We start from the raw sequence: 26,975 nt of genomic DNA, 5'->3' as shown, positions 1-26,975 counted from the left end.
TTGTTTTCATTTTATTTTTTCCAAATTAAGGCGCTTTGTAGCGTTACAAAAAATGTAAATTACATTATAATAGTAATAATTTAAATGACTGGAGAGTGATTGTAATGCGGCAATACACAAATAGAAATGAGGAAATGAAAATGGAAAATGAAATGAGGATATTCACAAATGACAACAATAAATATAGGGATTGTCGCGCACGTAGACGCTGGCAAGACGAGTTTGACTGAGCGTATTCTTTATGAAACGAATGTGATTAAAGAAATTGGCCGAGTAGATAGTGGTAATACACAAACTGACTCAATGGAATTAGAAAGACAACGCGGAATTACGATTAAAGCATCTGTCGTTTCTTTCTTTATTGATGATGTAAAAGTAAATGTCATTGATACACCTGGACACGCTGATTTTATCGCTGAAGTGGAGCGATCATTCCGCGTTCTAGACGGTGCGATTTTAGTTATCTCTGCCGTTGAAGGTGTGCAAGCACAAACAAAAATTTTAATGCGAACATTACAGAAACTAAACATACCGACTATTTTATTCGTTAATAAAATTGATCGTAGTGGCGCAAACACTGAAAAAGTTATGAAACAAATAAAAGAGGTTCTTTCAAATGAAGCATTCCCCTTCTACTCTGTTCTAAACGAAGGAACGAAAGAAGCCCGGATCATTGAATACAAATCATATGACGATTGTATGGAACTGTTAGCACCATTTAATGAATCATTACTTGAATCATATGTAAATAACGAAATAATACCGGACGCACTATTAAGAGAAAAACTAGAACAGCAAATACAGCAAGCAAATGTGTATCCAATCTTTTTCGGTTCAGCAATGACAGGTATAGGAGTAACTGAACTACTTGAAAAACTTCCGGCCCTAATGCCAGCTCTTACATCGGCACAAGAGGAACTATTATCCGGTGTTGTTTTTAAAATTGAACGTGAACCTTCTGGAGAAAAGGTTGCTTATATAAGAGTTTTTTCAGGTAGCTTACATGTTAGAAAATATGTTGATATACGGCGCAGTAAGTCTCTATCCCATAAAGAAAAGATAAAAAAAATGTGCCTGTTTCATAATGGAGATGCCGTTCAAACTTCTACCGTTCCTAGCGGTGAATTTTGTAAAGTGTGGGGACTGAATGATATTAAAATTGGTGATATTATTGGTGAACGTACGGATTATATAAAAGATATTCACTTTGCCGAACCACAAATGGAAGCGGCCATTGATGCAGTATCAAAAGAAAGAATTCATGATTTATACACTGCACTTATGGAACTATGTGAAGAAGATCCACTTATTAAAGTGTGGAAAGATGATGTTCATAATGAACTATACATTCGCCTTTTCGGTGAGGTACAAAAAGAAGTAATTGAAACAACACTTTATGAGAAATATAATTTGCAGGTTACTTTTTCAAATACGCGAGTTGTATGTATTGAAAAACCAATTGGCATTGGAAATTCCGTCGAAGTAATGGATGAAAAAGCGAATCCATTTTACGCAACAGTCGGATTCAAAGTTGAACGTGGTGAACTTAATTCTGGCATAACATATACATTAGGCGTTGAACTCGGCTCACTACCTTTAGCATTTCATAAAGCGATTGAGGATACGGTATTTCAAACGTTAAAACAAGGATTATATGGATGGGAAGTTACAGATATTATCGTCACGTTAACACATACTGGTTATGCTAGTCCTGTTACAACAGCGAGTGACTTTAGAAACTTAACACCACTCGTATTAATGGACGCTTTAAAGAAAGCTGAAACATATGTATATGAACCAGTAAATGAGTTTGAATTAACTGTACCGGAGTACGCAATTAGTACTGCAATGTATAAACTCGCTGCCGTTCCAGCAACTTTTGCAGAGCCTATATTCAATAGTAATTCTTATCAGTTAACAGGATCATTACCTGTTGCGAAAACAGAGAGTTTCAAACGAATACTACATTCATTTACAGAAGGAGAAGGCATATTTACAACGAAGCCAGCTGGTTTCACAAAGCTTATGGCTCCCTTCCCTACTCGAAAACGTGTTGATTATAATCCGCTGCATCGTAAGGATTATTTACTTCATGTGTTGAAGGCTTATTAAAGTAAAAGAGGTGCAATTCGCACCTCTTTTTGCATGTATTGATAAGTTAGTTTTTCCTAACAACTTCTTTAAGCTTTTCTATTATATTTGCTATCGCTTCAATTGAATTCTTTGTTTCATATTCCCCAACATTTACAGAATGATTTGCGTTTTTAACAACATCAATCGTTAAATTCGTTTTTTGTAACTGATCAATTTGCTCCGCATTGTATTGGTGATCTTTATCCCCAATTACTAAAAGCCCTTCGTGACGACTATGTAAAATAGAATCAAAAACGAAATCAAAAGTTAGTAAAGGTGTAAGTAGTACCATTTTTGACTGTGAAAATTCTTCTCTCCTCATTAAATCATTTGCAATTGGAATTGTTCCGAGTGACTTTCCTAAAAACATTGAATTACTATATTGCCCACTTCTTAACACTTCAATTATTACGGGATTTATATCATCCATCATTACTTTCGTTATTTCTTCCATTGGTTTTTCCAATAATTGTCCATCGTAGGAATAATGAATATGTACTACATCTATTTTATTTTCAAGCATAAGCATCGTTGCATAATAAAATAACGGTTTATCATAATTGTAACCTGAGCCTGATAACATAAAGCACATTGTATTAGAACCGTTTTCAATGTGTGTATATGGAATTACTGTTCCGTCTATATGTATCTCTTTTTTAGTCCCCTTCACTGTTTTCCCCTCCGAATACGGTTTATTTTTGTAAAACAATATGCTCTGTATGAACTGCTATATCCTTTACTTTCTCTTTTATAAACGCTGGCTGTACGTTATATGCATGTAATTCTTCTACTGGCACCCACTTAAACAAATACGTTCTACCCTCTTCTTCCAAAATATATTGATCCACTCCATTCGCGGGTAATTCATGCAATTCTACTTCGTAATAAAAACTAATCTCATGAAACTTCCGTCCAGAAAGTGTAAAGAAATTTTCTACTGACCATATTAATCTCTTCCCTTTAATAGGAACGCCTAGTTCTTCTGCAAGTTCTCGTTTTAACGCATCTTCACTATTTTCTAGCATTTTCACTCTTCCGCCTGGTACATACCAATAATCTTCCCCTTTGTTTTGAAGAATAAGTATTTTATTATCCTGTTTACAAATTGCTCCAACGCGGTAATTAAAACATGTTTCCTCTACTTTAAACGTAAGATCCATCCGTAACGCCCCTTTATATAAATATCCAATTATTACAAAACAATTATGTAATTACTGTACAAATAAGGTTACTAAATTTATTCACTTCATTCAATCGTTTTTGAATTTTCTAAACTCTTATTTTTCATCATTACAAGTGTATATACATATGTTACAATCACAGTGCACACTAGAAAAGCATGATTGGGGTACGAATGGAAACGTTATCAATCCAGTAAAATGAGAAATCGAATAAGTTTTGGAAAATCGTTGTGAAAGAAAAAGACTACGTTGTATTTTACGGAAAAATTGGCACAGCTGGTAGTATAAAAGCGAAAGAGTTTGAAACTGAAGAAGAATGTATGAAAGAAGCAAACAAACTAGTTGCTTCCAAACGTAAAAAAGGATATACTGACCCGTGCCCTGGAGAAGATTACATAAAAGAAAAAACGATAACAGAAGAAGAATTTTGGGAACTACTTAATCGTGCAAAAACGAAAGGTGAGGACCAAGAAGAACAAATAGAATGGCTTACTTCTCACCTTGCTAAACGTACAGTACATGAAATTGTAGCTTTTGATACGCATATGCATCATATATTAAAAGCTTTCTATACATCTCGCTTATGGGCAGCAGCCTATATTATTTTAGGCGGTTGTTCGGATGATTGTTTTGATTACTTCCGCGGGTGGTTATTATATCAAGGAAAAGAAACTTACGAAGCGTGTATTGAAGATCCAGAACGGTTAATTCCTGTATTAGAAAATTTGAGTGAGTATGACGTTCCAGAGATTGAAGAACTTACTCTATATTTCGGGCAAGAAGTTTACATGGAGAAGACTGGGGATGAAGATGATACATACTTTACACTATACCATGTCTTAACAAATGAAGAGTTTGAGGAAGTTGACATCGAGTTAGACTGGAATGAAGATGACGAAGAAGGTTTGAAGAAGATATTTCCTAAGCTATGGGAGATGTATGGGGAAGAACCAATTGAGTGGTAGATTAATTATTCGTGAAAAAGTACCTTGTTTCTTTAGTAACAAGGCACTTTTTTTGATACTATATTTAAATTATTATCTTTCCACTCTCCCACCACTCCATAAAAGTCTTTAAAGAAGGAGCAACCCACGTTCTACTATCATTTTCATGGTTCCATACATATATATCATCTCTTTGTACTTTTCCATTCAAAATGGAATAGCCAAACAAATCACCATTTCCCCCATCAGCAAAAAATAATAAACAGTCAAAAGGCATGTATAAATCCTTAAAATCAACTATATTTCTCATATTCATATTTTCAGTTTTAATTTTTGAAACAGACCATATAAAGTCCCCGTATTCCCCTGCTATACCGTTTGTTTCTTGTAATAATTGATATAAAACATTTGGTAATTCCACATGTAAACATTTTTGTATATCAGTAAGCTCATCCTTCGTAGCCGGATTTTTTAAGCTTAAGTTTGATGAGATACTGTGAATAGTGTTTTTCCACATAACTTTTTATCCTTCCTATAGTTCTTCATGTTCAATCAAGTTTATACCAATAATCAAATTGGGTATGTACTTGTATCACATATGTTATCATCTCTGAATCACTAGGTTGTTTTTCTTTCTTTATATCTTCAATAGCATATTCATTTACATAACGAATATCTCCCATCTTATCTCGGTAATAATTCCCCTTTTCGTTTTCTACTACCTTACTATCATCTTTAAAATAGAGCTGAATTTCTACACCGGTCACGTTAGAATTGGGATACTTTAACTTCCCTATTTTTTGATAAAATGAGATTACTTCTGCCTTCGATTGCTTCGTTTCTATAATTCGATTCGCTACCACTTCCCAATATCCACCATTCCCTATTTCAATCCAATTTTTCTCATCCGCTTCATAATCTTTAATTACCTTACTATCCAAAGGCATCGCTAATCGGAAAAATTCAGAAGAAAAGGAACGGGAGATATACCACGTACTATTTCTTACGAGAATGACTGTTAGCAAGAGGATTATAACCGTTAAAATTATCGTCCTTTTTCTAACCCATTTTAATTGATCTATCATATTTCTCTCCATCCCTATTATCTATAAAAACTATCCATTCCACTTTTCTAACAACTTCTTCTCCCTTTCAACTGAAATACCTGCTTTTAATTCCCATTCGTCCATACTCTTCATCCAGTCATGCACTTCTATAACAGTATCTTCTAATCTTCTAAAAGCAAGCTCTGCTTCAACAGCATTATCAATACTAATAGAAAATCCACCTTTCCACGGCTTCGTTTCACCTTCTAATGAAAAAGTTTCTGGAAGCCATAAAGGCATCTCTGTCCAAGGCTGCACTTTATGTTCCTTCATAAACGCTTCATCTACCCAAATAAATTCAGCATCACTATTCGTAACCTTTTTACACGTATTTAATAGCTCTTCCATCGTCAATTCATAATTTGGACCTGTTACATTGAATATACCTGCTTTATTGTTTTCTGCCATGTTTAGTCCCCAGTTTGCGACGTCTTTTATATCAACTATCTGCACTGGACGTTTTTTTCTTCCTGGAACTAACACTTCTCCTCCTTTTGCTACACGCTGAATCCAGTATGGAAGTCGATCTGTATAATCAAACATTCCTGAAAGAAGTCCCGCTCTTACGTGTAAAACACGCCCCGGCCAATACTTCTCTGCTTCTTTTTCACATAATACTTTCAGCGCACCATAATGCTCATAAGGTGATATTTCACCATTCTCTACAGCCTTTATTTGCTCTTCCGTCGGTTCAAGTTGTAACATATAGTCTTCTTTTATGTCATGCGGGATCCAATCTTTATATACGGAAAGGCTTGAGATGAATATATAATGTTTTATATTATCTTTTAATACTTCGCCAACATTCCGAATATGGTGCGGAGAAAATCCACATGTATCTATGACAACGTCCCATTTTCGATTTTCTAAACTTGATACATCGTTATTTCTGTCACCGATTAACTGTTTCACTTCAGGAAATAGTTCTTTATTTGATCCGCGATTAAATAATGTAACTTCATGCCCTCTTTTCAACGCCTCTTCTACAAATGCTCTTCCTAAAAATCGTGTACCGCCTAGTATTAGAATTTTCATGGTTCTCCCCCATTCATGATTAAAAATCTATTCTTTTGTTTAACGATTTTTTGTTGTGAAAAGTTACGGGGTTGGTCTAACTTTTCCCACAAGTTCAACATATGTAATTTCCATTTCATATATAATTAAAATATCGGATATTTGATTAATCACTTATACATGTAAGTAGGTGAAAAATATAAATAGAAATATAGTTTATCATTCAACTCTATGTATTTATTTTCTTACATCGTTTGTATATATCATCTTACTGAACATAGAAAATGGTCGTAATTATTTAGGGTTTACGATGGTTATTCCGCTTTTAGCTGCTATTTTATATCAGAAATTATATAAGAAACAAAAAATGGTTCATACATTTGGAATTTCACGTCCAAAAATAAAACCATTAATTTTCTCCATATTATTGCCACTACTTCTAGGGCTATGTCTACATTTCTATTTTTATATTTATAATATAAAATTCTTATTTAATCATTGTAATGAATTGGGATTTCTCCTACTCATTGGTCTTACAATTGCTGCTTTGTCTGCATTTTTAGAAGAAATCATATGGCGCGGAAATTTTCATTACCATTTACGAAAAAAATATTCATTAAAACAAACAGCAATCATTACTGCATCGCTTTGGTCTTTATGGCATTTACCAGTATCAATCTTTTATAAAAACTATGAATTATGGTTTGTAGGAATATTAAGCTATCTCTCGTTATTATTTATTTTATCTATAATTTTGACGTATACGAGAGAGTATAGCCATTCTGTGATAACACCTGCAATTTTACATGGCATGTTCAATGTATTTTATTTAACAGATGGAGTAGAAACAAAATGCGATATTAGCCTAATGGAATTAGTTAAATTTAGCTTGCTGGCAATTGTGTTTTGCATGATTTATCTAATACATCGAAAAGTTAAAAAATAGTTAAAAGTACCTAAACAAATTATAAAGCACTTCAACACCTTGCAATTATTCAATAATCGTATAGGTGTTGAAGTTTTCTAACTATAGTTGAACAACTTTGTTCTCACAACACTTATTTCAATCATGGAGAATATAACAAGTATAACTTAACCTTTTATTCTTATTTTTATAAAAATAACCATATTAATCTTTTAAATAAGGAAATATGGACTCTTTAATTAACTTCCATCTATCCTCTGCATTCGGTATGACTTCAGAAGCAATCACCACAACCAATTCCTTCTCCGGTACACAACAAATCACATTTCCACCATCGCCCATGGCACAGTATGAAAAGATACCACCCTCTTCTCGTAACCACCATAAGTAACCATATCGATTTGGATTCATCGCCGTTGATTCTTGTATCCACGACTTTGAAAGAATTTGCTTTCTATTATAAGTACCTTCATTCAAATACAAACGTCCAAACTTAACCATATCCCTAACCGTTAACGTCAGTCCCCATCCGCCAGTTGTAATATCGTTTGGATCGTGAACCCATCCTTTTACATCTTTTCCGAATAAGTCATCAAATCCAAATGCTTTCATATTGTAGTTTGGAATTTCTCTCATACCGAGTGGCTGAAATAGCTGTTCATTCGCAAATTCACGCGCACTTTTTCCTGTTGCACTCGAAATAATTGCTGATAGTACATGTGCTCCTGCAGAAGAATATTTAAAAGATCCAATTTCTCCGCCGTTCCCCATTCTATTAAGTGTATACTGTACCCAATTCTGTTGTGTGCATAGTTCTTCTAACGGTTCCTGCCAGTCTACAAAAGGATATGGAGCTGTCATTGTAAGTAGGTGTCGCACTGTTACTTCTGATGACTTAACGTTATATTCAGGAAAAAACTCTATTACTTTTTGATAAACACTTTTTATATAGCCTTTATCTATACATATCCCAATGAGCGCAGAGATTACCGTTTTTGTGACAGACGCTACATGGTATGCATCATCTGGACCGTAACCATTATAATAGTTTTCAAAAACAACATTACCTTTATGCACTACTAACATACCGTTTATATTTTTATAGTCTTCTTTTATCTTGTAATCCAACTCTTCAAAAGTTTTCATCATTCTTCCCCCTTAATCTATGATTAAAAAGGTTCGATCGGTACATATATATCCACTATATGTTTATGTTCTGGATGCTTTCTTGGATCATTTCTATATACTTCAAAAGGATACGCATCTCTCGGTTTATATCCGCTATTTGGGAGCCATTCGCCGTATAAAAAGTCCCATGCACCTTTATATTCATCTTGACGTATTTCAAAATGGCCTACCGCATATTTCCCTGAAGGTATTACCATTATTCCAATATCACTCGTTCCTACTGCGGATTCATCTGGAATTGTTATACATAAACTTGTTCTTAAATGATAGTCCTCAGTAAATTCATGATGGTCATGGTAAATTGTTAATACTTTCGTATCCCCAAATATATGATAGTTTTGCTCCGTTGCATAACGAAATAATTTCTCTATCATTTTTGGAAAAACTATAGTTAACTCTTCATATGTACCGATATGTCTTATGTATGCGACGTTTCTATCGTCCGCTGTTACAATTTCAACATTTCCTCGAACCTTCTTACATTCATTGTATTGAGAAGGTTCACTTACGTCTTTGCAATTCTTGCTATTGTAGTTTCGATATTGAGATGGACTTACTCCGTAATAATTTTTAAATGTACGGGAGAAAACTGCTGAATCTGTGAAACCGAAGTGATACGCAATGTCTGTGATCGTCATATCCGGACGATATGTAATAAGGTGAGTTGCCCTTTCTAGTTTCAAGCGATTTACATACCGAGATAACGGCTCATCTACTATCCCTTTAAAAATTCTATGAAAATGAAACTTTGAAAATCCTGCTACATCGGCTAACGCTTCAATTGAAAGTGCATCATTTATATGTAATTCTATATAATCTTGCACTTTATAGATGCGATGTAAGTACTCATCTTTACTTTGAACACTCTCCATATACTTTCCTCCTCACAACAAAAAGGCTAACTTCGCGCTAGCCTACTTTACACATGTTTTAAAAATAAAACTCTACTCCCGCCATTCCCATCATAATTTGTATGTACGGATACACCTTCTATTTCATCATCCCCAGCCTCGATTCGAAAACCGATTTCTTGATGAAACTGTATCGAGTTTTTATTAATTGGTGACGTAATTGCTTTTACAATTTTACGGTTATTTGCACGAGCGGCATCAAAGAAATAAGAATACAATGTCGATGCAATTCCTCTTCTTCTATACTTCGGATTTACTCCAATAAAATGAACGTACGCTTCCTCTTTATGCGTTTGTGAGAAGAATCCGCATAAGAAACCTAACGTTTCTCCCTCTTCTTCAATAATAAAACTCGTTTCTTGAAAGTGAACGAAAAACAATTTTGGTAACATGGCAGCCATATCTCTCCCGCCCCACCAATCATTTAAAACAAAATGAATCTTTATATAATCTTCCCCTTGGATGTTTCTTACTCGCATATGTTTCTCCCTCTCACTCACTTCATTTTTTCATAAATTTTAATGACTGTTTCTACTAAAAGGATGAATACCCATATCCCGCAAAATACAAGAACAGACTGGAATATCGATCCAATTATCATAACACCAACTGCACCTGTTATTGAAAATGTTATTCCGCCAAGTCCTGGATCCTGTATAAGTCCTCCGGCAGAAAAAGCTGTTATAATAGATACGATTAAATAAATAACACTCATTATTTTTAATATTTTTATAGAAAGATAAGAATTTTGTCCTTTCTCCACTTGTGATAATTCGATTTCCCCGCTCGCAATTCCTTTTTGAAGACAATCTTCACACAAAAATTCTTCCTTAATTTTTTTACCCCCATGTATTGTACCCGTTATTTCTTTACACCTTGAACATTTTCGATTTATCATTTTGATATCACTCCAATCAACAAGGATTACCTTAATACAATTCGTCATTTACCTTATTATCCCTTTTATGTATTTTATAGAGAAAGGTCGTGTTTTATGATTTCAAAGCTTACATTTGGTTCTAAAAATCCCACTGTTCATTATGTATTACAGCCTAGTTGCTATGCGGTTATTTTTAACAATACTTGCTCAAAAATAGCTATCATCGAAAAAGGAGACCGTTATTTTTTACCAGGTGGCGGTATGGAAGGTAATGAAACAAAAGAAGAATGTTTGCGTGAAATACTAGAGGAATTAGGATGGGCAATTGAAATTGATCAATATATCGGTAATGCAGTGCGATATTTTTATGCAGAAAAAGAAGGGACATATTATTTAAACGATGGGTTCTTTTACATTGCGAACATGGTACATAAACATACTGAAACCTCTGAAAAAGATCATGTTTTAAAGTGGTTACCTCCACTACTTGCTATAGAATATTTACTTCATGATCATCAAAATTGGGCTGTTGAACAAGCGCTTTTAGTACGAAACAAAAAATGATCTCCTTCTATATGAAAGAGATCATTTTTACTGTTAGCTTACCTTTTTCAAATTGAGAGCTGACTTTTTGATTCCACCTTTTTTTACAACATATAAACCAACAAAGATTATAAGTCCGCCAACTAGTTGCATCATATTGATTTGCTCTCCAATTGTTACAGCTGCAAAGATCACTGCGAATAATGGTACGAGATACATATAAACCATTACTTTTGTTGAGCCTATTTTACTAATGCCGACATACCACATCGCAAGTCCGAAGATTGTCGCAAAGATGATTGAATATGCTAGTGAACCCCAGCTTGGCATGTCTACTGGCCACGTTAATGTGTTTACGTTGAATAAACAATATATAACAAGAGGTACAATTCCAATTAATGTAGACCATGATGTAACTCTCATTGCAGAGTATTTTGTAATAAGAGGTTGTGCTAAAATTGGATACCATCCCCACGCAATTGCTGCGACTAATCCAATTATATTTCCAAGCCACGCATACTCGTAAGTAGCTCCTCCTGTATGCCCTGTTAATAAAACGAATGCTGCACCAATAAACGCTACTATTGAACCAATTTGTACTTTCATCGAAAAACGTTCTTGTTTGTGTAATACCGCTAATATCCCTGTAAAAATAGGTGACATCGCAATTAATAATGAGGCGTTCGTTGCTGAAGTATATTTCACAGATAACATAAACATCGTTTGATACATTGTCGTTCCAACGATGCCGACTGCTACTAATCGTAACCAATCATTTCTTTCAATACGTAATGAGCGTTCCATTAAAAATGTAATAAGTAATAATACCGGTGATGCTACTAAAAATCGTAAACTATTAAATTGAATGGATGACATAAATGCCACGCCATACTTTCCAATTGTATAATTTGCTCCCCATACTAATGCTACTGATACTAGGAGCCATTCCATTTGCCATCTTTTCATCCGAATCTCCCCCTCCATATTTAGCATAGTAAAATTGGCTGGATATAACACCGTCCAATTGGCTGTTTTTTTACCCAGCCAATTTGCTATACTGGGTTTATATAAAAGATACGGAGGCATTTTTATGGAATGGAAGCTAGATAGTGACAGTAAAATCCCTATTTATCAGCAAGTTGTTGACTTTATTGAAAAACGTATTACATATGGAGAACTTCCTCCAGGTAGCTTCCTCCCTTCCGAACGGAAATTAGCTACACAGTTAAATGTAAACCGAAGTACAGTAACGACTGCTTATAATGAACTACGTGCTATGGGAATTGTAGAAAGTACAACTGGTAAAGGTACACGTGTAAGTACACATATGTGGGGTGTTTCTCCAACATTAACACCAAACTGGAGAAACTTCGTAGAAGGTGGTACGTTTTTACCAAACTTACCGTTACTTCGCCATATTCGGGCAGAAGTACAACAAAATGAAAATATTATAGATTTTGCAAACGGAGAACTCGGTTGTAATCTCTATCCTCATGATCAACTACAAGCGATTTTGCGAGAACAACCGTTAACGCATTCATTAAGTTATGATCACCCGCAAGGTTATCTCCCATTAAGACAAGCGGTAGTAAAATATATGAAGGAATATTTAAAAGTGGAAGCGACTGAACAATCCATTATGATTACATCCGGCGCTCAACAAGCACTTCATCTTATCGTACAATGTTTATTAAATCCAGGTGATGCGGTTGCTTTCGAAAGTCCTTCACACTGTTATTCCCTACCTCTATTCCAATCAGCAGGTATTCGTATTTTTCCATTACCTGTCGATGAACATGGGATTAACCCAGATGATGTACAGGAGTTATATAGAAAACACCGTATTAAAATGATCTTTTTAAATCCAAATTTCCAAAACCCTACGGGAACGATGCTTCATCCAAACCGTAGAAAAAAACTATTATCACTTTGCGCAGATTTACGAATTGCAATCGTTGAAGATGATCCATCCAGCTTGCTTACGTTAGAAAAGAAACAACCTTGCCCTACTTTGAAATCGATTGATGAAAATGGAACAGTCATTTATGTACATTCCTTATCAAAGATGATTGCACCAGGATTACGAGTCGGCTGGCTCGTCGCCCCGCAGTCTGTAGTAGAAAGGTTATCCGACGCAAGGCATCAAATGGAATTAGGTATGAGCATTTTCCCGCAGTGGCTTATGCAACAATTTTTCGAAACTGTACCATTTCAGTCTCATATCGTACCGTTACGAAAACAATTAGCGGAAAAAAGAGACGTTATCGTTCGCGCCTTAAATGAGCAACTTCACGACAAAATCTCTTTTTCAAACCCGACCGGCGGTATATACATATGGGGAAAATTAAACGAACCGATAAACGAAAAACAACTCATTATGCAAAGCTTAAAACAAGAAATCGCCTTTATGCCAGGCAGTATTTTCGGTGCGAAAGATGGTTATATACGTTTATCCTATGGGAAGGTAAATATCAATCAAATTGAGGAAGGGATTTCTCGTTTGCGTGAAGCTATTTTAGTTTGTGAAAAATAACTTTAATCAGCGAGGGTTCTGTCCATCACTCACTGATAATTAGCCTTCACCAATCAGACTTTATGTGCAGTTGATCTCCCACCTAACTTCCTCGTAATCACTTATTTTTGAGGTTAGAATCATACTGCTCGTTAATGCAGGATAGAGCTTTCTCGTTTGACAAAACCTAAATCTACCATTATTATCAACACGAACCTATTTATAGGAGTGATACCAATGAAAATTTACGTTGATGCAGATGCTTGTCCTGTAAAAGATGTGATTATTTTTGAAGCTACGAAGGCAGAAATTCCTGTTACACTCGTTACTAGCTTTTCTCATTATTCTAATGCAGAGCAGCCAAAAGGTGTGGAAACAATTTATGTTGATTCTGGAGCAGATGCTGCAGATTACCGAATTATGCAATTAGCAAAAAAAGAAGATTTAATCGTAACACAAGATTATGGTCTTGCTTCACTCGCTTTAGCAAAAGGCTGTATCGTACTACACCATAAAGGCTATAAGTATACGAATGATAACATTGAACAATTGTTACAAACACGATATTTAAGTGCAATGGTTCGAAAAAGTGGTAAACGTACAAAGGGACCGAAACCATTTACAGCAGAAGATAAAGAGAAATTTAGAGCGCTCTTTAAAAGTATGATCGCACTTTAAAAATGAATCGTCTATTTGCAAGGAAAACTTCGCAAAACAAAGAAGAGAATCTCCAAATGAACATTCTCTTCTTGAGGTTTACCCGTTTAAAATGAAGGTAAATTATCTAAATTATTTTCTTTTATTCCATCAGGTTCACTACGTATAATATCTCTGCCATACTTATGAAATACATCCACATGAGCTAACTTCCCTGATTTTGCTTCACTAAGAGCAGTCATATAATCTAACTCTCTCCCGCTACTTGTTTTAAACGCTATTAAATCACCATCATCATTTTTACGAACAGCAACAATTTGTTCTGCTCCTGAATTGACTTCATTGTCTACTTCAAATTGAGCTTGCTCTTCTCCTTGATGTATGTAATCATTATAAACTTTTTCAAAGTCTTTATTGTCCATAACATTCACCTCCAACACATTTTTTAGTATGGTTGGGAGGTGTTGGTTTTATGTAATTTGCTCTAAACTTTTGTATTTTCAAATGAAAACATAGTACCCCCACTATTTGATTGTAAAGTGTATTTTATATCGAACATCTTTGATATATCTTCAATATTTTTCAAACCAAGTCCTGTACCTTTACTATTTATATCAAACCCAATCCCATCATCTCTAAAGGAAACAATATCTTCATCTATAATAATTTTGAGTTTTTTAGCTTTTGAATGTTTAAGGACATTTTGAAAAATATTATCAAATAACCTTTGAATCCATAACTCATTACTATTCCATATCAACTCTTTATCTTGTGGATTATATACTAATTCAATTTTATGAATGCTATACAAATAGCTCCATTTTTTAATCATATTTTCTATTAAATTTTGTATATTAACTTCATCATTCACAATATAAGTATTCTCTAAGGTCTCTGTAGATTGAATATTAAATTCGTTAGTTAAATCACTTATATATTGTATCTGCTCATACATTGATTCAAGTACTGGTGCTTGTTCCTTGTACTCACCTTCTAAATAATATAATTGTAATCTGACCGCTGTTAAGGGTGTATTAATATCATGCCGTAATTTATTTAATAGTTCCTTTTTTATTTGTTCCTGTTGTTGTAGTTCTAATTCTCGATAAGTTGTTCTTTCTATAAGCAAGTTCACTGATTTAATCAGCTCTCCCATTTCATCATCGCTTTTAACATTTATTATATTAGGGATTTTTTTATCACTAGCTAAATCTCGAATCGTTTGATTTAATACATTAATTTTATTTAATACTGTGTTAATCGATTTTGAAAATACAAAAGCTAATATTAATAGTGATAATAAAAATATGATTAACATCGTAGGATATGCATAGGATTCGTGAAAAGGAATGTTCTGATTTTTAGTTTTAAAGACAACATTATAAATAACTGATACAAAGATACTAATTGACAACAATAACAGTGGTACGCTAATAATAGCGGAGAATAATAGTAACTGATATTTTTTCTTTAAGTTCATTTCTTCATATAGGTATTTAATCTATACCCTTCTCCATATATGTTCTGAATAATATCACCTGTTTTATCATCAATTTTGGTTCTGATTTTCTTTATATGTACGTTCATGATATTTTGATTTCTATCTTCGAGTTGCCATAGGTAATCATAGAAGTGTTCTTTAGATAAAGTTCTATCTCTATTTTCATATAAATAGAAGAATATTTTTCGTTCAATTGCTGTAAAAGCAACTTCATTACGCAAATCATTAATAAAAACTCTTTTATATTCTGCATCTATAAATAAATGGTTAATTTGCGTGAACGTACCATATTGATTATCTAACATTTTCTGAATCCTTAACAACAACTCTCTAGGGTCAAAAGGTTTTATCATGTATTCTTCTCCAATAGTCAAACCTATTAGTTTACTATCCATATCATTCCTTGCTGATAGAAATATAATTGGAATATTTAATCCTAGATTTTTTATTTTCTTTGTAATTTGATAACCATCTTCGCCTGGTAACATAACATCCATTACGACTAAATCTATTTCATGAATTATATCAAGAACTTTCCTTCCCTCTTTCTCCCAACACACATTATACTTCTCACGCTGTAAAATTTTTTGTAATAAATCTCCTATAATCAAATCGTCTTCAACAATTAATATGTTATATACTTTCATTATGTAAGCCTTTCATCGCTAAAGTTACAATTGTTTAGTTCTTCACTACTTTATTCTTAATAAAATCCATAGCAATTTTGTATATTTCATCAGGAGCATATAAATAAATACTATGTGTACCTTCAATTATTTTTACATCAGCTATTAATAACTTGCTAGCAAACTCCTTATAATCTTCGTTTTTTTGCTTTGTATACTTCGAATCTTTATATTGCCTAGCAATCGCATCTATAAATAACATAGGTGTTTCTTTTGGGATCGATAAAGAATTTGATTTTTTACCGTTATTGTAGCTTTGTAAAAGTTCTTGCTTCATATCATCATTAAAAGCCCTCTTATACGTAAGCGCTTTATAAATATCTTTTTCCTGTTCGTTTAAAAAGGATTGACGAATGACTTCGGGATTATAAGTAATAGAGGGAGCTAATCTCTGAAAACCAATTTTCGTTAAAATATTCATCCCTTTTATTTTTAATGAATCAACCATACCTATTTTATTAGTTACGTACTGTTTAGGTAAACCAATATCTAACGCAATAATCCCTTTTACTTCACTTGGATATTTTTGTGCCCAATAAATAGCCTCTATACCCGATAGAGAGTGTGGTACTAAAATGTAAGGTGGTTTATTTCCACTTCGAATAATCGCTTCTCTCGTTTGTTCTAATATCGTATCAATATCTCTATCATCTTGAAAAACATCACTGTATCCATAACCAGCTCTCTCAATTACAGAAATCTTGCTTTCTTTCGAAAATTTACTATATAAGCCTTTCAATTCATAAACAGGAGCGGCAATTCCAGATCCGGCCATAAATACAAACGTATCCTCCCCGCTCCCCTCATTATAAACATTCACTTTTTTATTATCGAAATTAACAAGTTCGCCTTCATTGTTCATTAATGTCGATTCCATTTTTAATTGATAGTTATGATATATAAATACAGCGCCTGTTCCAAAGAAAATCATACTAATACACATTAAAAATATTATTTTCACTGGCTTTAATAATTTTTTCATTTGACACCCCTTTCAACCTATACTGAAAGGGTACAATATAAAAATAAATTTCTAATAAATTTTCAAAATTAATATCTATTCATTGTTTCTAAGGACGGACCATTTTTAATACCTACGCAAATCCTTCAAAGTCTCCAATATATCATCTGTAAAGGCTGTACTACCTTCTGTCTCTAAAACTCTGAAATAAAAACTTCTTAGGAAAGTTCTAATATTTTGTACTAAAATAGCATGCTGTGGATGTCGGATGTCTTCAACAGTTGCTATACTATGTAGCCAATTGCTCCACTCTTCTTCAGTTAAAAGATTTTGGTTACGTAACGACATAATTGGCGCTACTAATCTCTCATCTTCAAAGTGGGTGTATACGTAGTCATGTAAGCGAACCTTCTGACGAACGGCAGCTAGTATTGCATATGAAAACTCACGATTTTGTATTGTACGTGCTAATGCATCGAGTGCATCAGCCGCATGCGCCGTAGAATGTGCCCATCCTTTTCCTTCTACGTAGCCTCTTACATCTTCTTCTAAATATACATATTCCAGTACTTGTTCTGCCACACTGTACAGTTGTTCTTCAGATAACAATGGGTCTCTTTCATGAACAGATAAAATAAGTGGCGGGATTAATACGGAGAATGCACGTTTAAAAACAGAGTCTGTTCCCTTTTCACCAATTTTATAAAATAAATAATCAGGACTAATTGCTTGTAACATTAATCCTCGTAATTCTTTTTGTCTAAATACATCATTTGTAATCCATGTGTGAAGCGTACTATAAATCAAATCATCACGTAATTCAGCATCAGGTGATCCGATATAATCTAGCATCCACTGTGCATATGGATATGCGTCTACGTCTTCTGGCACAGCATAATTATTATTTTTAATTTGTAGTAGTTCTTCTTTTAGTTCTAGTACTTCTGTCATTTTTTTATCCCCTTTAAATTTCTCTTCCTAAATTATTCCCTATTAGTATCATAAAATTAAACCCATTCTTAACGCAATATAAAATGGAATCATTAATTATCTTCACTATGTAACAGTTCTTCCAATGTTACTTTAACTTCTTCTTCTAATTCATTAATCGTTCCGCTATAAAGTGTTCCTATGCTACTACTTTTTCGATATCCTTGGTAATAGTACCAAAGCGAAATAGTACAGACTTCCCATAATTTTGAAGCATCATATTCAAAATTAATTTCTGATCTATATTCATACTCTAAACAATTATTAGATGTTAGTTCTTCTAATTCATCACCGTCTATATCTCTTTTAATTGACAGCTTCAAATTTAATTTACCATTTTGCGCAAAACGTTCTTCATATATTTTTTGATACTTACTGCAAATGTCTTCACTTATACTCTCTAGTTCCATTATTTTTTGTTTTAATTGTTCATTAATCTGTTCATTTTTGATTTCTAAATATTGTCCCTCCTCCTCTTCATTCACTTTATTATTTTTTTGAAACCATCTAAACAAATGCTCATTCCTCCTATATAAACTGTATTAATGTCTTTTAAATAGAACTACCGGATCATCAAATTTACTATTTTCAAATACAACATCTACACACTCTTTCGGATTATGCTCATCTATATACATCTTACAGGCCGCATGATACCTATTCAAAAACATCTTCTCTGCTTTCTCATAACTTCCAAAAGCCTCCGTCTCGCGCTCTGCACCACGTTTTCTCGCAATCTCAAAATCTTTATCTATAAATATTTTGTAATCAAATAAATGCGCAACGTCTTTTTTCAATAGAAACGTTCCATCTACTATTAATATCATATTTTGCGTGGCCAATAGCGGCTCATTATGTACAGGCATATCCGTTACTAAGTTATGAGAAATCGTTTCATATTGTAAATTCCCTTTTGGTCCTAAAGGCTTTAATAACCTCTCTTTAAAAGCTGTATAATCGTGTGCATCTTCGTAATACCCTCTTGCAGATTCTTTTCCTTTTGCATAGCGAATCACTCTTGGATTATGAAAATCATCAATGCTGGCGCGTGTTACTGGTAATCCTCGTTTTTTTATTTCTTCCGCTAGTTCGTTTGCAAATGTTGTTTTTCCTGAAGCTGTAATACCACTTACTCCCACTCTTATTGGATGCGTTAAGTTTAACTTTAAAATATAATTAGCGATTTCTTTCATTCGTTTTTGGCGAATCATTATCTTCCCTCCCTAATTCAGTTCACATAATACAATTACATTAAACACGTTTGATCACTATTTGTAGGTAAGTCGATACTATTTGTCAAAACGTTGATATAGTTTTATTGCTTTACATATTTCTTACTTTCCCTTAAACCCTCGATACAAAGCAGTCCGTAACTCCTGTTTATATTCTTCAAGGTCTGGCATATCGAGTTCTTCTGCTAGTCTGATAGCTAATTCAATATCATACGGTACACGTACGAGTTGAATAGAAAAGCTTGCGGCTTCTTTTTCATTGTACGTTCCTTCAAAGATTAAATAGGATGCTTGTGTAATTTCAAGAGGATTTCCTACACTACCAGCGTTACATAACGTTTTCCCTCTGAAATTTTGAACGAACGCTTGGTGAACGTCACCATAGCAAACGACATCTGGTGTTCTTTCCCCTTCTATATTCTCTGTGAGATCACTATTTTCGAACATACTAATACGTTCTTCTCTTGAAGCGTGTGGTTGAATTCTTTCATATAAACTTCTTGGTGAGGCGTGGAACATACGAATGAGTTTTCCGCTCATAAAAAATTCGATCGAAAATGGTAAGCTTCTTAAATATTCATTTTGTTCTTCCGATAATTGTTTTTGATGCCATTTTAACGCTTCAAATTCAGTCGGTTTTGTAATGAAATCATCCCAATTCCCCATTACAACGCCTTCGCATTCTTTACGAATGATTTCAATTACTTCGCTTGAATGAGGACCTTTTCCTACTAAATCTCCAAGACAAATAATGCGCTCGATTCCTCTTAATTTAATATCTTTCAGCACAGATTCTAATGCCGGAATATTACCATGAATATCTGAAATTACCGCTATTTTATCCAAATGAATCCCTCCGTTATTTATTTTTCATTATATCCATCTGATAGGATTGATACCATCTTGGAACATAGGACGAAAAATGATTATGTTCTTCTAAAATTCCATTTAGTCTTTCCTTCATATCATCTACTAGGTGCGGTGTACTTCGGTTTGTCCAAACGATGTCCGCTGGGAATGTCATTGCTGCATATAAGGAATACAGTTGCCAAAAATGAAGCGACGGATTACCTCCGCAATAACCGTGAACTTGTCCAACCGCAAATGGTTTACTTATTCTTGTAGTAAAAATCGCTACATTATAAAAATCGTGTATTGGATCACCAAAATCATATCCTCCAAAATCGATAACGATAAACTCCTTGTTATGAATCATACTATTTGCTGGATGGAAGTCATCATGTAAAAGTGTAATTGGACGATTTTTTAATAAGTCTTTATGGTTTTCTACAAAGGTTAATACTGGCTTCAAATCCAGAAAATTCACCTCGTAATCTGCTAGTGCCTCTATGTATTTTTCGTATTTATTCCATCTAAATGTTTCCCATTTATTACTTGCACTTTCTCTTTCAATTGAGTGAATTCTCCTTAATACTTCTCCTGCTTTTCTTCCTACATCATACTGTTCTTCCACCGATAACTTCCGTAAGCTCTCTTCACCATTTACTCCGTCAATCCATTCAAATACTTGAACACATTTATTTAATTCTTCAAGTTTTATAAAATGAATTAACTTGGGCGTTGGAATATGTAATAACTCTATTTGTTTCATATACGTATATTCTTCTAGTTTTCGTTCATAATTAGCAGAATCACACACTTTTACAAAATACGTTTCACGATTCTCTAGTTCAATTTTATATTTCTCCTCATACGAAAAACCTTTTGTAATGGCTATACATTTTACAATACAGGGCCACTCTAGTTTTCTTTCTATCTCTCTTACTATTTCTTCCAAAACATCCCCTCTATTCATATATGTACAAACTACCTAACACTTCATACTCTCGTTTATTCTCCCCTTTAAACTCCACTGCAAAAGGATATTCACCATTCCTAATCAAGTGTTCTTTCACTAGCCCTTCCCCAATCGGTTCACAAAACTGTACATGAATGTCACCAAACGCTACACTTTGGCACTCAGCATTCCATTTTTCATTTTTTGTGACTGAACTTGCAGTTAGCCCCATTACTTCTTTCCACTTTCGCACTGTGTCTCGAACATTTTTCACTGCATAATGGATCACTTCAATGTGTTGCACTTTGTTTTTATGTTCCGTGATCGTCCCTATGTTGCGTAAGTCGTTTCTTCTTTCTTCATCGGTTTCATTCCACTGTATAAAGAAAGGTAATCTCGGCCCGCTTTCTTCTTGCTTTACAAATAACATTTTCCATTCTAAAAGCCGGCCATCTATTCTCATACGTTTCCCTTCAAATGGCCCTATCGTATGTAAGCCATGCTTACTAAACTTAACTGCTAGTTCTTCAATTGCATCTGTTCGAATTGCAATTTGTAGCATTCCTTCTCCATTTTGTAATTTCACCACCGTTTCTTGTACTAATGGATTTTCTGCTTCTTTCGCTTTTTCTTCATGCTGCACAGCTAAAAATTCTATGTATGATAAATCAAAATAACATAAACTATTCCAAGTTCCCCAAGTAGTATGCTCTCCGCCTAATACAGTATGAAATCCACGCTCTTGCATTTGTTTTGCTGCTTCCTCCGGTGTACAAGGCACTGCGTGAACGAGATGATCAAATCGTAACATGTCTTTCTCCCCTTTCTCTCCATCCTTTTATTGTATATTTTATTTTTCTTTCATTCAATTCAAAAAACTTCAAAACCTAGTTGATTTATATGATTAATATGTATTATAATGAAACAAATTTAATTATTGCTGATTGGAAAAACCAAAGGCACTTTTCTCATACGGGAAAAGTGCTTTTTTCATTTATTATTACAGGGGGATTATTTATGCAGAAATTAATTGTCTTTGCTATTATTGGATTTTTCGCTCAATTGATTGATGGGGCACTTGGAATGGCGTATGGGGTAACATCTACCTCACTATTATTAATGTTTGGTATTGCACCAGCTGTAGCATCCGCATCTGTTCACTTAGCTGAAGTCGTTACAACCGCAGCTTCTGGTGCATCGCACATCAAATTTGGAAACGTTGATAAATATACAGTTTCCAGATTAACATTACCCGGAGCAATTGGGGCATTTGTTGGGGCATGTTTTTTAAGTAATTTACCTGGCGATGTAATTAAACCGTACATTTCAATATTTTTATTCACTTTAGGCGTTTATATTTTATTACGATTCATTATTCAAAAACAAATTGTTACTTCCAAAAAGCGCATGTCTGCCAAACAACTTGTGCCACTCGGCTTATTCGCTGGATTCGTCGATTCAACTGGTGGCGGTGGCTGGGGTCCAATTACGACACCTGTACTGCTAGCAAAAGGAAATGAAGCTAGAAAAGTTATTGGATCTGTAGATACGAGTGAGTTTCCTGTTTCGCTCGCTGCAACAATTGGTTTCTTCATCTCACTTGGCTGGGAACAAGTAAGCTGGGTTTGGGTATTCGCCTTAATGCTTGGCGGTATTGTCGCAGCTCCAATTGCCGCATGGTTAGTACGTATCGTTCCACCTCATTTACTTGGGGTATTAGTTGGTGGCCTTATTATCTTTACGAATATTCGTACACTACTTACGACATTTAAAGTGGATCCAACTATTATTTCACTTTCTTACGTGGCAGTTGGTCTTGTCGTTATTATTTCTATTTTCATTGCTGTCCGTAATCATTCCAATCGTTCTAACGCATCAACAGGCGGCTATCCGAAAGATCAAAAACAAATGCTACCATAATGATAAAAAATACCGCTCGAACTATATCGAGCGGTATTTTTTATTTTTCTATTTTCCAATTAATCATCGTATCTGTTGTATCTACTCTCTTCACATGTAATTTCTCTAATACACGAATCGAACTACCATTTTCAAGGAGTGTCTCCGCAATAATTGTATCTACCTTTCCTGTCTGGAAAGCCCACTTTATTAATTCATCTACAGATTCTGTAGCATACCCTTTATTCCAATATTTCTCAATAAAACCGTAACCAATTTCTACTATACGTTTCTCGTTCGGTTTCCCTTTAAATCCTATATCCCCTAGTACGATGTTATCTTCTTTTCGAATGACATACCACGCACCCCACGGTAATAAATCCTTATCTTGTTTTATATTTTCTACATGCCCTGCAATATGTGGGCCGCTATTGTATCCTTGATTCTTCGCAATCTGAACCCATTCTTCCGTACACGGGATAATATGTAATCTTTCTGTTTCTAATTTCATAACGATGTCCCCTTTTTAATTAAACAGTACTTCAATTTTACTACAAAAAGAAAGAATATTCACTCTTTTTATTTACACATATGTTTTTTCTTTAGAACAAAATAAAAGAAGTGATACCCTTCAATCGTTATGTCGAATTATATTTTCTGAATTTTCTTTTAATTTTAAAGGGTTTTTCATTATTTTTTGCGAAACATTTGTATAACAATTTTTTCTTTGTTTATTGCTACATAATAGTAGGTTCGGGTGGAGTTATGCAAGCGTTTCCTATACAATAACCGATATTTTTTGACTTTTCCTAACAAAATTCCTTGCAATATATTCAGAAACTCATTACAATTGCCATATATTAAATATCTTAGCAATATATAAATCCTCATCAATCCGATGAGGTAGAGGTTGCGACTTTTAAAAGTAAAACGGACGAGACACAGAGAATGTCACTGACTCCGTTTGAAAGGAAAAGTTGCCGAAGTTTGTATTTCTTCTCTGGAAGTATGAGCTGGGGCTGTCTCCGAAAGGAACAGAACTGTCACGTTTACAAAATTACCGTGTAAACGTGGGGTGCTATCTTAACGGAAGGGTATGATGGGGTGGTTATTTGTGAAACGTTCCGCCTAATTCCTTTGGCGGTTTTTTGTATTTTTCTCCCCCGCTCCTTCCTAACCTACAAGAAAAGGAGTGTTGAACATGAATAGCGCAACAAATCAATCTACCTCTAAAACGCAAACTACACAAGGACAAGGTGAATTAAAACGCGGATTAAAATCTCGTCACCTTACGATGATTTCTCTCGGTGGTACAATCGGTACCGGACTATTTCTTGCCAGCGGTGGTGTAATCCATTCAGCTGGTCCTGGCGGTGCACTAATCGCATACGCCGCAATTGGAATTATGGTGTATTTCTTAATGACAAGCTTAGCTGAACTTGCAGCTTACATGCCTGTTACTGGATCTTTTAGCACGTATGCAACAAAATTTGTTGATCCATCACTTGGCTTTGCACTTGGATGGAACTATTGGTATAACTGGGCGATTACAATTGCGGCAGAACTAGCGGCCGTAACATTAATTATGAAATTTTGGTTCCCTGATACCCCTTCCCTCATTTGGAGTGGATTATGCTTAGCTATTATTTTTCTCTTAAACTATTTATCTGTTAAAGGTTTTGGTGAATCTGAATATTGGTTCGCACTTATTAAAGTAGTTACTATTATTATCTTCTTAGTTGTCGGCTTCATGATGATTTTTGGAATTATGGGCGGCGAATCTGTCGGCTTTAAAAACTTCACTGTTGCAGATGCTCCATTTAACGGCGGTATCATGGCAATTATCGGTGTATTTATGGCTGCTGGTTTCTCCTTCCAAGGAACTGAATTATTAGGTGTAGCTGCTGGTGAAACGTCTGATCCAGAACGCAATATCCCAAAAGCAATTCGTTCGATCTTTTGGCGCATTCTTTTATTCTATATCCTTGCAATTCTCGTTATCGGTTTATTAATTCCTTATACAACTGAAAGTCTTGCAGCAAGTGATGTTACAGTAAGTCCATTTACACTTGTATTTGAAAAAGCGGGCGTTGCCTTTGCTGCTTCTGTTATGAACGCTGTTATTTTAACGGCAGTTTTATCTGCTGGTAACTCTGGCATGTACGCATCAACTCGTATGCTTTGGGATTTAGCTCGTCAAGGAAAAGCACCGAAGTTTTTAGGCAAATTAGATAGCCGTGGTGTACCTGTTAACGCTCTAATCGCAACATCAGTAGTTGGTAGCGTCGCTTTCATCGCTTCTTTATTCGGTGACGGTGTTGTATATATTTGGTTATTAAACGCTTCTGGTATGTCTGGCTTTATCGCATGGGTTGGCATTGCAATTAGTCATTACCGCTTCCGTAAAGCATATATCGCACAAGGAAAAGATTTAAAGGACTTACCATATAGAGCAAAATGGTTCCCGTTCGGTCCAATCTTCGCATTTACACTTTGCGTCATCGTAATTTTAGGACAAAACTACGGCGCATTTATGGGTGAATCAATCGATTGGAACGGCGTACTCGTTTCTTACATCGGTTTACCACTCTTCTTAGTACTATGGTTAGGATATAAATTTACAAAGAAAACAAAAGTGATTCCACTTGATAAATGTGAACTAAAATAAAGTAGAGCGAGCAAACAAATTTGTTTGCTCGTTTTTTGTTGCAAACCTCTTTGCTTCCCTATTGCTCTTGTTTTTGCAATAATAAAGGAAATATAAATAAAGGTTGGGATACAATGAACATTCGTATTACTGATGAAGCAAAAGCAGCTATACATAGATTAGAACGTGAAGATAAAAAGATCATTCGCATTAGAGGAACAATGACAAACTCTTGTAGCATTTTCGTTGATGTTGATTTAGTTTGGGATACATACAATGCAGATGATATTGTATATGAGGATGGAATGCTTATTGTACAAATGGACTCATTCACGAAAGATTACACTGGTGATACAGTGAAACTTGATTATAAGACGACTGGTTTTAGTATTACGACTCCTAGTGAGACGTTAGTTTATGGATTGTCGATTAAAAAATAAAAATTATTTTCAACTGACCAATGAGGTGGAAAAATGGGTAAATACGTTCCATTAAAATTTTTATTTAATGATGAATTAGCAGAAAAAATGGCTGATTCTATTTGTAAACACGATTCTACTTTCTCTAAAAAAAACTTTATAGCCTCCGTAACATGTAAAGTTGAAGGTTTAGAGTTAAAGCAACGGATTGAAGTAATAGCAGATGAATTACACAATGCTTTACAAAAAGATTTTAATGAAGCAATACATATATTACTGAAAACATTGGGACCAGAAAATACAACAGAAGTAGGTACATTTACAAACGGCTATATGTACATGCCTATCGCAAAATACGTTGAAAAATATGGGCTTAACGATTTTGACTCCTCATTCCATGCAATGTATGAAATAACAAAAAGGAATACTGCTGAATATGCCATTCGGCCTTTTCTTGAAACGTACCATGAAGACACACTAAATATTTTACAACAGTGGATTCATGACGAAAACAGCCACATTAGGAGACTAGTTTCTGAAGGTACAAGACCAAGACTTCCTTGGGCAAAAAAAACAGGAGCTCTAAAAGGTAACTTTAAGAACAATTTACAGCTTCTTGAACCATTAATGAATGACCCTTCTAAGTATGTTCAAAAATCTGTAGCCAATCATATTAACGATATTACGAAGGAAGATAAAGAACTCGTTTTTCAATGGTTGCAGCAATTACGTGATAAACAGCATCCTGTTAACCCTTGGATTATAAAACATGGGTTAAGAACGGTGATAAAAAATGGTACTTTACCAAAAGATTTTTATTTTTAAGTATTTTTAAATGAAAACGGCCA

31 protein-coding genes and 1 riboswitch are annotated in these 26,975 nt (G+C 34.4%); of the genes, 10 read left to right on the top strand and 21 right to left on the bottom strand.

The window, feature by feature from the left end:
- The first annotated feature begins 168 nt into the window (after positions 1 to 168).
- Positions 169 to 2,112, top strand: a complete 1,944-nt coding sequence (locus JDS81_RS07420) for an elongation factor G (RefSeq protein ID WP_097954308.1) — start codon at positions 169 to 171, stop codon at positions 2,110 to 2,112.
- Positions 2,113 to 2,158: 46 nt separating this feature from the next.
- Here JDS81_RS07420 and JDS81_RS07415 read toward each other — a convergent pair whose 3' ends face one another.
- Positions 2,159 to 2,803: an alpha/beta hydrolase gene (locus JDS81_RS07415; protein ID WP_097954309.1), complete on the bottom strand. Its 645-nt coding sequence runs from the start codon at positions 2,801 to 2,803 to the stop codon at positions 2,159 to 2,161.
- A gap of 22 nt (positions 2,804 to 2,825) precedes the next feature.
- The gene (locus JDS81_RS07410; RefSeq protein ID WP_097954310.1) at positions 2,826 to 3,293 is read right to left on the bottom strand and encodes an NUDIX hydrolase; all 468 of its coding nucleotides are present in this window, start codon (positions 3,291 to 3,293) and stop codon (positions 2,826 to 2,828) included.
- A 245-nt stretch (positions 3,294 to 3,538) separates the two neighbouring features.
- On the opposite strand from JDS81_RS07410, the gene JDS81_RS07405 reads away from it, so the two are divergent.
- Complete coding sequence (locus JDS81_RS07405; RefSeq protein ID WP_252199181.1) at positions 3,539 to 4,279, top strand: DUF4240 domain-containing protein; 741 nt, start codon at positions 3,539 to 3,541, stop codon at positions 4,277 to 4,279.
- A gap of 64 nt (positions 4,280 to 4,343) precedes the next feature.
- Here the strand turns inward: JDS81_RS07405 and JDS81_RS07400 are convergent, their stop codons facing one another.
- Genes JDS81_RS07400 through JDS81_RS07390 form a run of 3 tightly spaced genes read right to left on the bottom strand, consistent with a single transcriptional unit; the run spans position 4,344 to position 6,399 of the window.
- On the bottom strand, positions 4,344 to 4,775 hold the full coding sequence (locus JDS81_RS07400) for an SMI1/KNR4 family protein (RefSeq protein ID WP_097954311.1): 432 nt from the start codon (positions 4,773 to 4,775) through the stop codon (positions 4,344 to 4,346).
- A 31-nt stretch (positions 4,776 to 4,806) separates the two neighbouring features.
- Complete coding sequence (locus JDS81_RS07395; protein WP_097954312.1) at positions 4,807 to 5,343, bottom strand: hypothetical protein; 537 nt, start codon at positions 5,341 to 5,343, stop codon at positions 4,807 to 4,809.
- Between the two features lie 30 nt (positions 5,344 to 5,373).
- Positions 5,374 to 6,399, bottom strand: coding sequence for an SDR family oxidoreductase (locus tag JDS81_RS07390; protein ID WP_097954313.1), 1,026 nt, complete (start codon positions 6,397 to 6,399; stop codon positions 5,374 to 5,376).
- A gap of 169 nt (positions 6,400 to 6,568) precedes the next feature.
- On the opposite strand from JDS81_RS07390, the gene JDS81_RS07385 reads away from it, so the two are divergent.
- Positions 6,569 to 7,324: a CPBP family intramembrane glutamic endopeptidase gene (locus JDS81_RS07385; RefSeq protein ID WP_015000654.1), complete on the top strand. Its 756-nt coding sequence runs from the start codon at positions 6,569 to 6,571 to the stop codon at positions 7,322 to 7,324.
- Positions 7,325 to 7,507: 183 nt separating this feature from the next.
- On the opposite strand, the gene JDS81_RS07380 is transcribed toward JDS81_RS07385, so the two are convergent.
- The 4 genes from JDS81_RS07380 to JDS81_RS07365 are packed head-to-tail and all read right to left on the bottom strand — an operon-like array spanning position 7,508 to position 10,300.
- Positions 7,508 to 8,449 carry a serine hydrolase domain-containing protein gene (locus tag JDS81_RS07380; protein ID WP_097954314.1) on the bottom strand — a complete coding sequence of 314 codons (942 nt, stop codon included), beginning with the start codon at positions 8,447 to 8,449 and terminating at the stop codon, positions 7,508 to 7,510.
- A gap of 23 nt (positions 8,450 to 8,472) precedes the next feature.
- Positions 8,473 to 9,363 (bottom strand): AraC family transcriptional regulator, encoded by an 891-nt coding sequence (locus JDS81_RS07375; protein ID WP_097954315.1) that lies wholly within the window; start codon positions 9,361 to 9,363, stop codon positions 8,473 to 8,475.
- A gap of 47 nt (positions 9,364 to 9,410) precedes the next feature.
- Positions 9,411 to 9,881 (bottom strand): GNAT family N-acetyltransferase, encoded by a 471-nt coding sequence (locus JDS81_RS07370; RefSeq protein WP_097954316.1) that lies wholly within the window; start codon positions 9,879 to 9,881, stop codon positions 9,411 to 9,413.
- A gap of 17 nt (positions 9,882 to 9,898) precedes the next feature.
- On the bottom strand, positions 9,899 to 10,300 hold the full coding sequence (locus JDS81_RS07365; protein WP_097954384.1) for a DUF3980 domain-containing protein: 402 nt from the start codon (positions 10,298 to 10,300) through the stop codon (positions 9,899 to 9,901).
- A 96-nt stretch (positions 10,301 to 10,396) separates the two neighbouring features.
- Here JDS81_RS07365 and JDS81_RS07360 point away from each other — a divergent pair, with 96 nt between their 5' ends.
- Positions 10,397 to 10,846 carry an NUDIX hydrolase gene (locus JDS81_RS07360; protein ID WP_097954317.1) on the top strand — a complete coding sequence of 150 codons (450 nt, stop codon included), beginning with the start codon at positions 10,397 to 10,399 and terminating at the stop codon, positions 10,844 to 10,846.
- A gap of 33 nt (positions 10,847 to 10,879) precedes the next feature.
- On the opposite strand, the gene JDS81_RS07355 is transcribed toward JDS81_RS07360, so the two are convergent.
- Positions 10,880 to 11,791 carry a DMT family transporter gene (locus tag JDS81_RS07355; protein WP_097954318.1) on the bottom strand — a complete coding sequence of 304 codons (912 nt, stop codon included), beginning with the start codon at positions 11,789 to 11,791 and terminating at the stop codon, positions 10,880 to 10,882.
- Between the two features lie 124 nt (positions 11,792 to 11,915).
- Between JDS81_RS07355 and pdxR the strand changes: the two genes are divergently transcribed.
- Positions 11,916 to 13,358 carry a MocR-like pyridoxine biosynthesis transcription factor PdxR gene (gene pdxR / locus JDS81_RS07350; protein ID WP_097954319.1) on the top strand — a complete coding sequence of 481 codons (1,443 nt, stop codon included), beginning with the start codon at positions 11,916 to 11,918 and terminating at the stop codon, positions 13,356 to 13,358.
- A 216-nt stretch (positions 13,359 to 13,574) separates the two neighbouring features.
- Positions 13,575 to 14,015: a YaiI/YqxD family protein gene (locus JDS81_RS07345; protein WP_000708747.1), complete on the top strand. Its 441-nt coding sequence runs from the start codon at positions 13,575 to 13,577 to the stop codon at positions 14,013 to 14,015.
- 86 nt (positions 14,016 to 14,101) lie between these two features.
- On the opposite strand, the gene JDS81_RS07340 is transcribed toward JDS81_RS07345, so the two are convergent.
- The 10 genes from JDS81_RS07340 to JDS81_RS07295 form a co-directional block, all read right to left on the bottom strand.
- Positions 14,102 to 14,416 (bottom strand): DUF3892 domain-containing protein, encoded by a 315-nt coding sequence (locus JDS81_RS07340; protein WP_097954320.1) that lies wholly within the window; start codon positions 14,414 to 14,416, stop codon positions 14,102 to 14,104.
- A 62-nt stretch (positions 14,417 to 14,478) separates the two neighbouring features.
- Positions 14,479 to 15,474 carry a sensor histidine kinase gene (locus tag JDS81_RS07335; RefSeq protein WP_097954321.1) on the bottom strand — a complete coding sequence of 332 codons (996 nt, stop codon included), beginning with the start codon at positions 15,472 to 15,474 and terminating at the stop codon, positions 14,479 to 14,481.
- Positions 15,471 to 16,142 (bottom strand): response regulator transcription factor, encoded by a 672-nt coding sequence (locus tag JDS81_RS07330; protein WP_097954322.1) that lies wholly within the window; start codon positions 16,140 to 16,142, stop codon positions 15,471 to 15,473. Before JDS81_RS07330 ends, JDS81_RS07335 begins: the two co-directional genes overlap by 4 nt.
- A gap of 34 nt (positions 16,143 to 16,176) precedes the next feature.
- Positions 16,177 to 17,163 (bottom strand): alpha/beta fold hydrolase, encoded by a 987-nt coding sequence (locus JDS81_RS07325; RefSeq protein WP_097954323.1) that lies wholly within the window; start codon positions 17,161 to 17,163, stop codon positions 16,177 to 16,179.
- A 105-nt stretch (positions 17,164 to 17,268) separates the two neighbouring features.
- The gene (locus JDS81_RS07320) at positions 17,269 to 18,093 is read right to left on the bottom strand and encodes a DUF2785 domain-containing protein (protein WP_097954324.1); all 825 of its coding nucleotides are present in this window, start codon (positions 18,091 to 18,093) and stop codon (positions 17,269 to 17,271) included.
- A gap of 92 nt (positions 18,094 to 18,185) precedes the next feature.
- The gene (locus tag JDS81_RS07315; protein ID WP_097954325.1) at positions 18,186 to 18,647 is read right to left on the bottom strand and encodes a hypothetical protein; all 462 of its coding nucleotides are present in this window, start codon (positions 18,645 to 18,647) and stop codon (positions 18,186 to 18,188) included.
- 27 nt (positions 18,648 to 18,674) lie between these two features.
- The gene (locus JDS81_RS07310) at positions 18,675 to 19,343 is read right to left on the bottom strand and encodes a nucleoside/nucleotide kinase family protein (protein ID WP_097954326.1); all 669 of its coding nucleotides are present in this window, start codon (positions 19,341 to 19,343) and stop codon (positions 18,675 to 18,677) included.
- A gap of 123 nt (positions 19,344 to 19,466) precedes the next feature.
- Positions 19,467 to 20,210 carry a metallophosphoesterase family protein gene (locus JDS81_RS07305; RefSeq protein ID WP_097954327.1) on the bottom strand — a complete coding sequence of 248 codons (744 nt, stop codon included), beginning with the start codon at positions 20,208 to 20,210 and terminating at the stop codon, positions 19,467 to 19,469.
- 13 nt (positions 20,211 to 20,223) lie between these two features.
- Positions 20,224 to 21,162 (bottom strand): aminoglycoside phosphotransferase family protein, encoded by a 939-nt coding sequence (locus JDS81_RS07300; RefSeq protein WP_097954385.1) that lies wholly within the window; start codon positions 21,160 to 21,162, stop codon positions 20,224 to 20,226.
- A 10-nt stretch (positions 21,163 to 21,172) separates the two neighbouring features.
- A complete protein-coding gene (locus JDS81_RS07295; RefSeq protein ID WP_097954328.1) occupies positions 21,173 to 21,973 on the bottom strand; it encodes a VOC family protein in 801 nt (266 codons plus the stop codon).
- A 206-nt stretch (positions 21,974 to 22,179) separates the two neighbouring features.
- On the opposite strand from JDS81_RS07295, the gene JDS81_RS07290 reads away from it, so the two are divergent.
- A complete protein-coding gene (locus JDS81_RS07290) occupies positions 22,180 to 23,082 on the top strand; it encodes a sulfite exporter TauE/SafE family protein (protein WP_097954329.1) in 903 nt (300 codons plus the stop codon).
- A 40-nt stretch (positions 23,083 to 23,122) separates the two neighbouring features.
- On the opposite strand, the gene JDS81_RS07285 is transcribed toward JDS81_RS07290, so the two are convergent.
- Positions 23,123 to 23,572 carry a GNAT family N-acetyltransferase gene (locus tag JDS81_RS07285; RefSeq protein ID WP_097954330.1) on the bottom strand — a complete coding sequence of 150 codons (450 nt, stop codon included), beginning with the start codon at positions 23,570 to 23,572 and terminating at the stop codon, positions 23,123 to 23,125.
- A gap of 385 nt (positions 23,573 to 23,957) precedes the next feature.
- Positions 23,958 to 24,150: riboswitch (Lysine riboswitch) on the top strand.
- A 112-nt stretch (positions 24,151 to 24,262) separates the two neighbouring features.
- On the opposite strand from JDS81_RS07285, the gene JDS81_RS07280 reads away from it, so the two are divergent.
- The 3 genes from JDS81_RS07280 (at position 24,263) to JDS81_RS07270 (ending at position 26,952) form a co-directional block, all read left to right on the top strand.
- Positions 24,263 to 25,729, top strand: a complete 1,467-nt coding sequence (locus JDS81_RS07280) for an amino acid permease (protein ID WP_001083390.1) — start codon at positions 24,263 to 24,265, stop codon at positions 25,727 to 25,729.
- A 113-nt stretch (positions 25,730 to 25,842) separates the two neighbouring features.
- On the top strand, positions 25,843 to 26,148 hold the full coding sequence (locus tag JDS81_RS07275) for an iron-sulfur cluster biosynthesis family protein (protein ID WP_140158613.1): 306 nt from the start codon (positions 25,843 to 25,845) through the stop codon (positions 26,146 to 26,148).
- Between the two features lie 33 nt (positions 26,149 to 26,181).
- Entirely contained in the window at positions 26,182 to 26,952 is a 771-nt protein-coding gene (locus JDS81_RS07270; protein WP_000521687.1) for a DNA alkylation repair protein, read from the top strand.
- Positions 26,953 to 26,975: the final 23 nt, after the last annotated feature.

Origin of the sequence: Bacillus cereus group sp. N31, assembly GCF_016483245.1 — a bacterium.
Taxonomy (GTDB): Bacteria; Bacillota; Bacilli; order Bacillales; family Bacillaceae_G; genus Bacillus_A; species Bacillus_A toyonensis.
Note: the sequence above shows the minus strand (reverse complement) of the source record. Positions and strands in the feature narration are given on the sequence as shown.

Bases quoted from the DNA above. Each gene is read 5' to 3' on its own strand.
- JDS81_RS07365 (WP_097954384.1), bottom strand. From the start codon at position 10,300: ATGATAAATCGAAAATGTTCAAGGTGTAAAGAAATAACGGGTACAATA.
- JDS81_RS07340 (WP_097954320.1), bottom strand. From the start codon at position 14,416: ATGGACAATAAAGACTTTGAAAAAGTTTATAATGATTACATACATCAA.
- JDS81_RS07335 (WP_097954321.1), bottom strand. From the start codon at position 15,474: ATGAACTTAAAGAAAAAATATCAGTTACTATTATTCTCCGCTATTATT.
- JDS81_RS07410 (WP_097954310.1), bottom strand. From the start codon at position 3,293: ATGGATCTTACGTTTAAAGTAGAGGAAACATGTTTTAATTACCGCGTT.
- JDS81_RS07320 (WP_097954324.1), bottom strand. From the start codon at position 18,093: ATGACAGAAGTACTAGAACTAAAAGAAGAACTACTACAAATTAAAAAT.
- JDS81_RS07345 (WP_000708747.1), top strand. From the start codon at position 13,575: ATGAAAATTTACGTTGATGCAGATGCTTGTCCTGTAAAAGATGTGATT.
- JDS81_RS07280 (WP_001083390.1), top strand. From the start codon at position 24,263: ATGAATAGCGCAACAAATCAATCTACCTCTAAAACGCAAACTACACAA.
- JDS81_RS07380 (WP_097954314.1), bottom strand. From the start codon at position 8,449: ATGAAAACTTTTGAAGAGTTGGATTACAAGATAAAAGAAGACTATAAA.
- JDS81_RS07330 (WP_097954322.1), bottom strand. From the start codon at position 16,142: ATGAAAGTATATAACATATTAATTGTTGAAGACGATTTGATTATAGGA.
- JDS81_RS07370 (WP_097954316.1), bottom strand. From the start codon at position 9,881: ATGCGAGTAAGAAACATCCAAGGGGAAGATTATATAAAGATTCATTTT.
- pdxR (WP_097954319.1), top strand. From the start codon at position 11,916: ATGGAATGGAAGCTAGATAGTGACAGTAAAATCCCTATTTATCAGCAA.
- JDS81_RS07400 (WP_097954311.1), bottom strand. From the start codon at position 4,775: ATGTGGAAAAACACTATTCACAGTATCTCATCAAACTTAAGCTTAAAA.
- JDS81_RS07275 (WP_140158613.1), top strand. From the start codon at position 25,843: ATGAACATTCGTATTACTGATGAAGCAAAAGCAGCTATACATAGATTA.
- JDS81_RS07295 (WP_097954328.1), bottom strand. From the start codon at position 21,973: ATGTTACGATTTGATCATCTCGTTCACGCAGTGCCTTGTACACCGGAG.
- JDS81_RS07390 (WP_097954313.1), bottom strand. From the start codon at position 6,399: ATGAAAATTCTAATACTAGGCGGTACACGATTTTTAGGAAGAGCATTT.
- JDS81_RS07360 (WP_097954317.1), top strand. From the start codon at position 10,397: ATGATTTCAAAGCTTACATTTGGTTCTAAAAATCCCACTGTTCATTAT.
- JDS81_RS07420 (WP_097954308.1), top strand. From the start codon at position 169: ATGACAACAATAAATATAGGGATTGTCGCGCACGTAGACGCTGGCAAG.
- JDS81_RS07290 (WP_097954329.1), top strand. From the start codon at position 22,180: ATGCAGAAATTAATTGTCTTTGCTATTATTGGATTTTTCGCTCAATTG.
- JDS81_RS07325 (WP_097954323.1), bottom strand. From the start codon at position 17,163: ATGAAAAAATTATTAAAGCCAGTGAAAATAATATTTTTAATGTGTATT.
- JDS81_RS07395 (WP_097954312.1), bottom strand. From the start codon at position 5,343: ATGATAGATCAATTAAAATGGGTTAGAAAAAGGACGATAATTTTAACG.
- JDS81_RS07270 (WP_000521687.1), top strand. From the start codon at position 26,182: ATGGGTAAATACGTTCCATTAAAATTTTTATTTAATGATGAATTAGCA.
- JDS81_RS07375 (WP_097954315.1), bottom strand. From the start codon at position 9,363: ATGGAGAGTGTTCAAAGTAAAGATGAGTACTTACATCGCATCTATAAA.
- JDS81_RS07355 (WP_097954318.1), bottom strand. From the start codon at position 11,791: ATGAAAAGATGGCAAATGGAATGGCTCCTAGTATCAGTAGCATTAGTA.
- JDS81_RS07310 (WP_097954326.1), bottom strand. From the start codon at position 19,343: ATGATTCGCCAAAAACGAATGAAAGAAATCGCTAATTATATTTTAAAG.
- JDS81_RS07285 (WP_097954330.1), bottom strand. From the start codon at position 23,572: ATGAAATTAGAAACAGAAAGATTACATATTATCCCGTGTACGGAAGAA.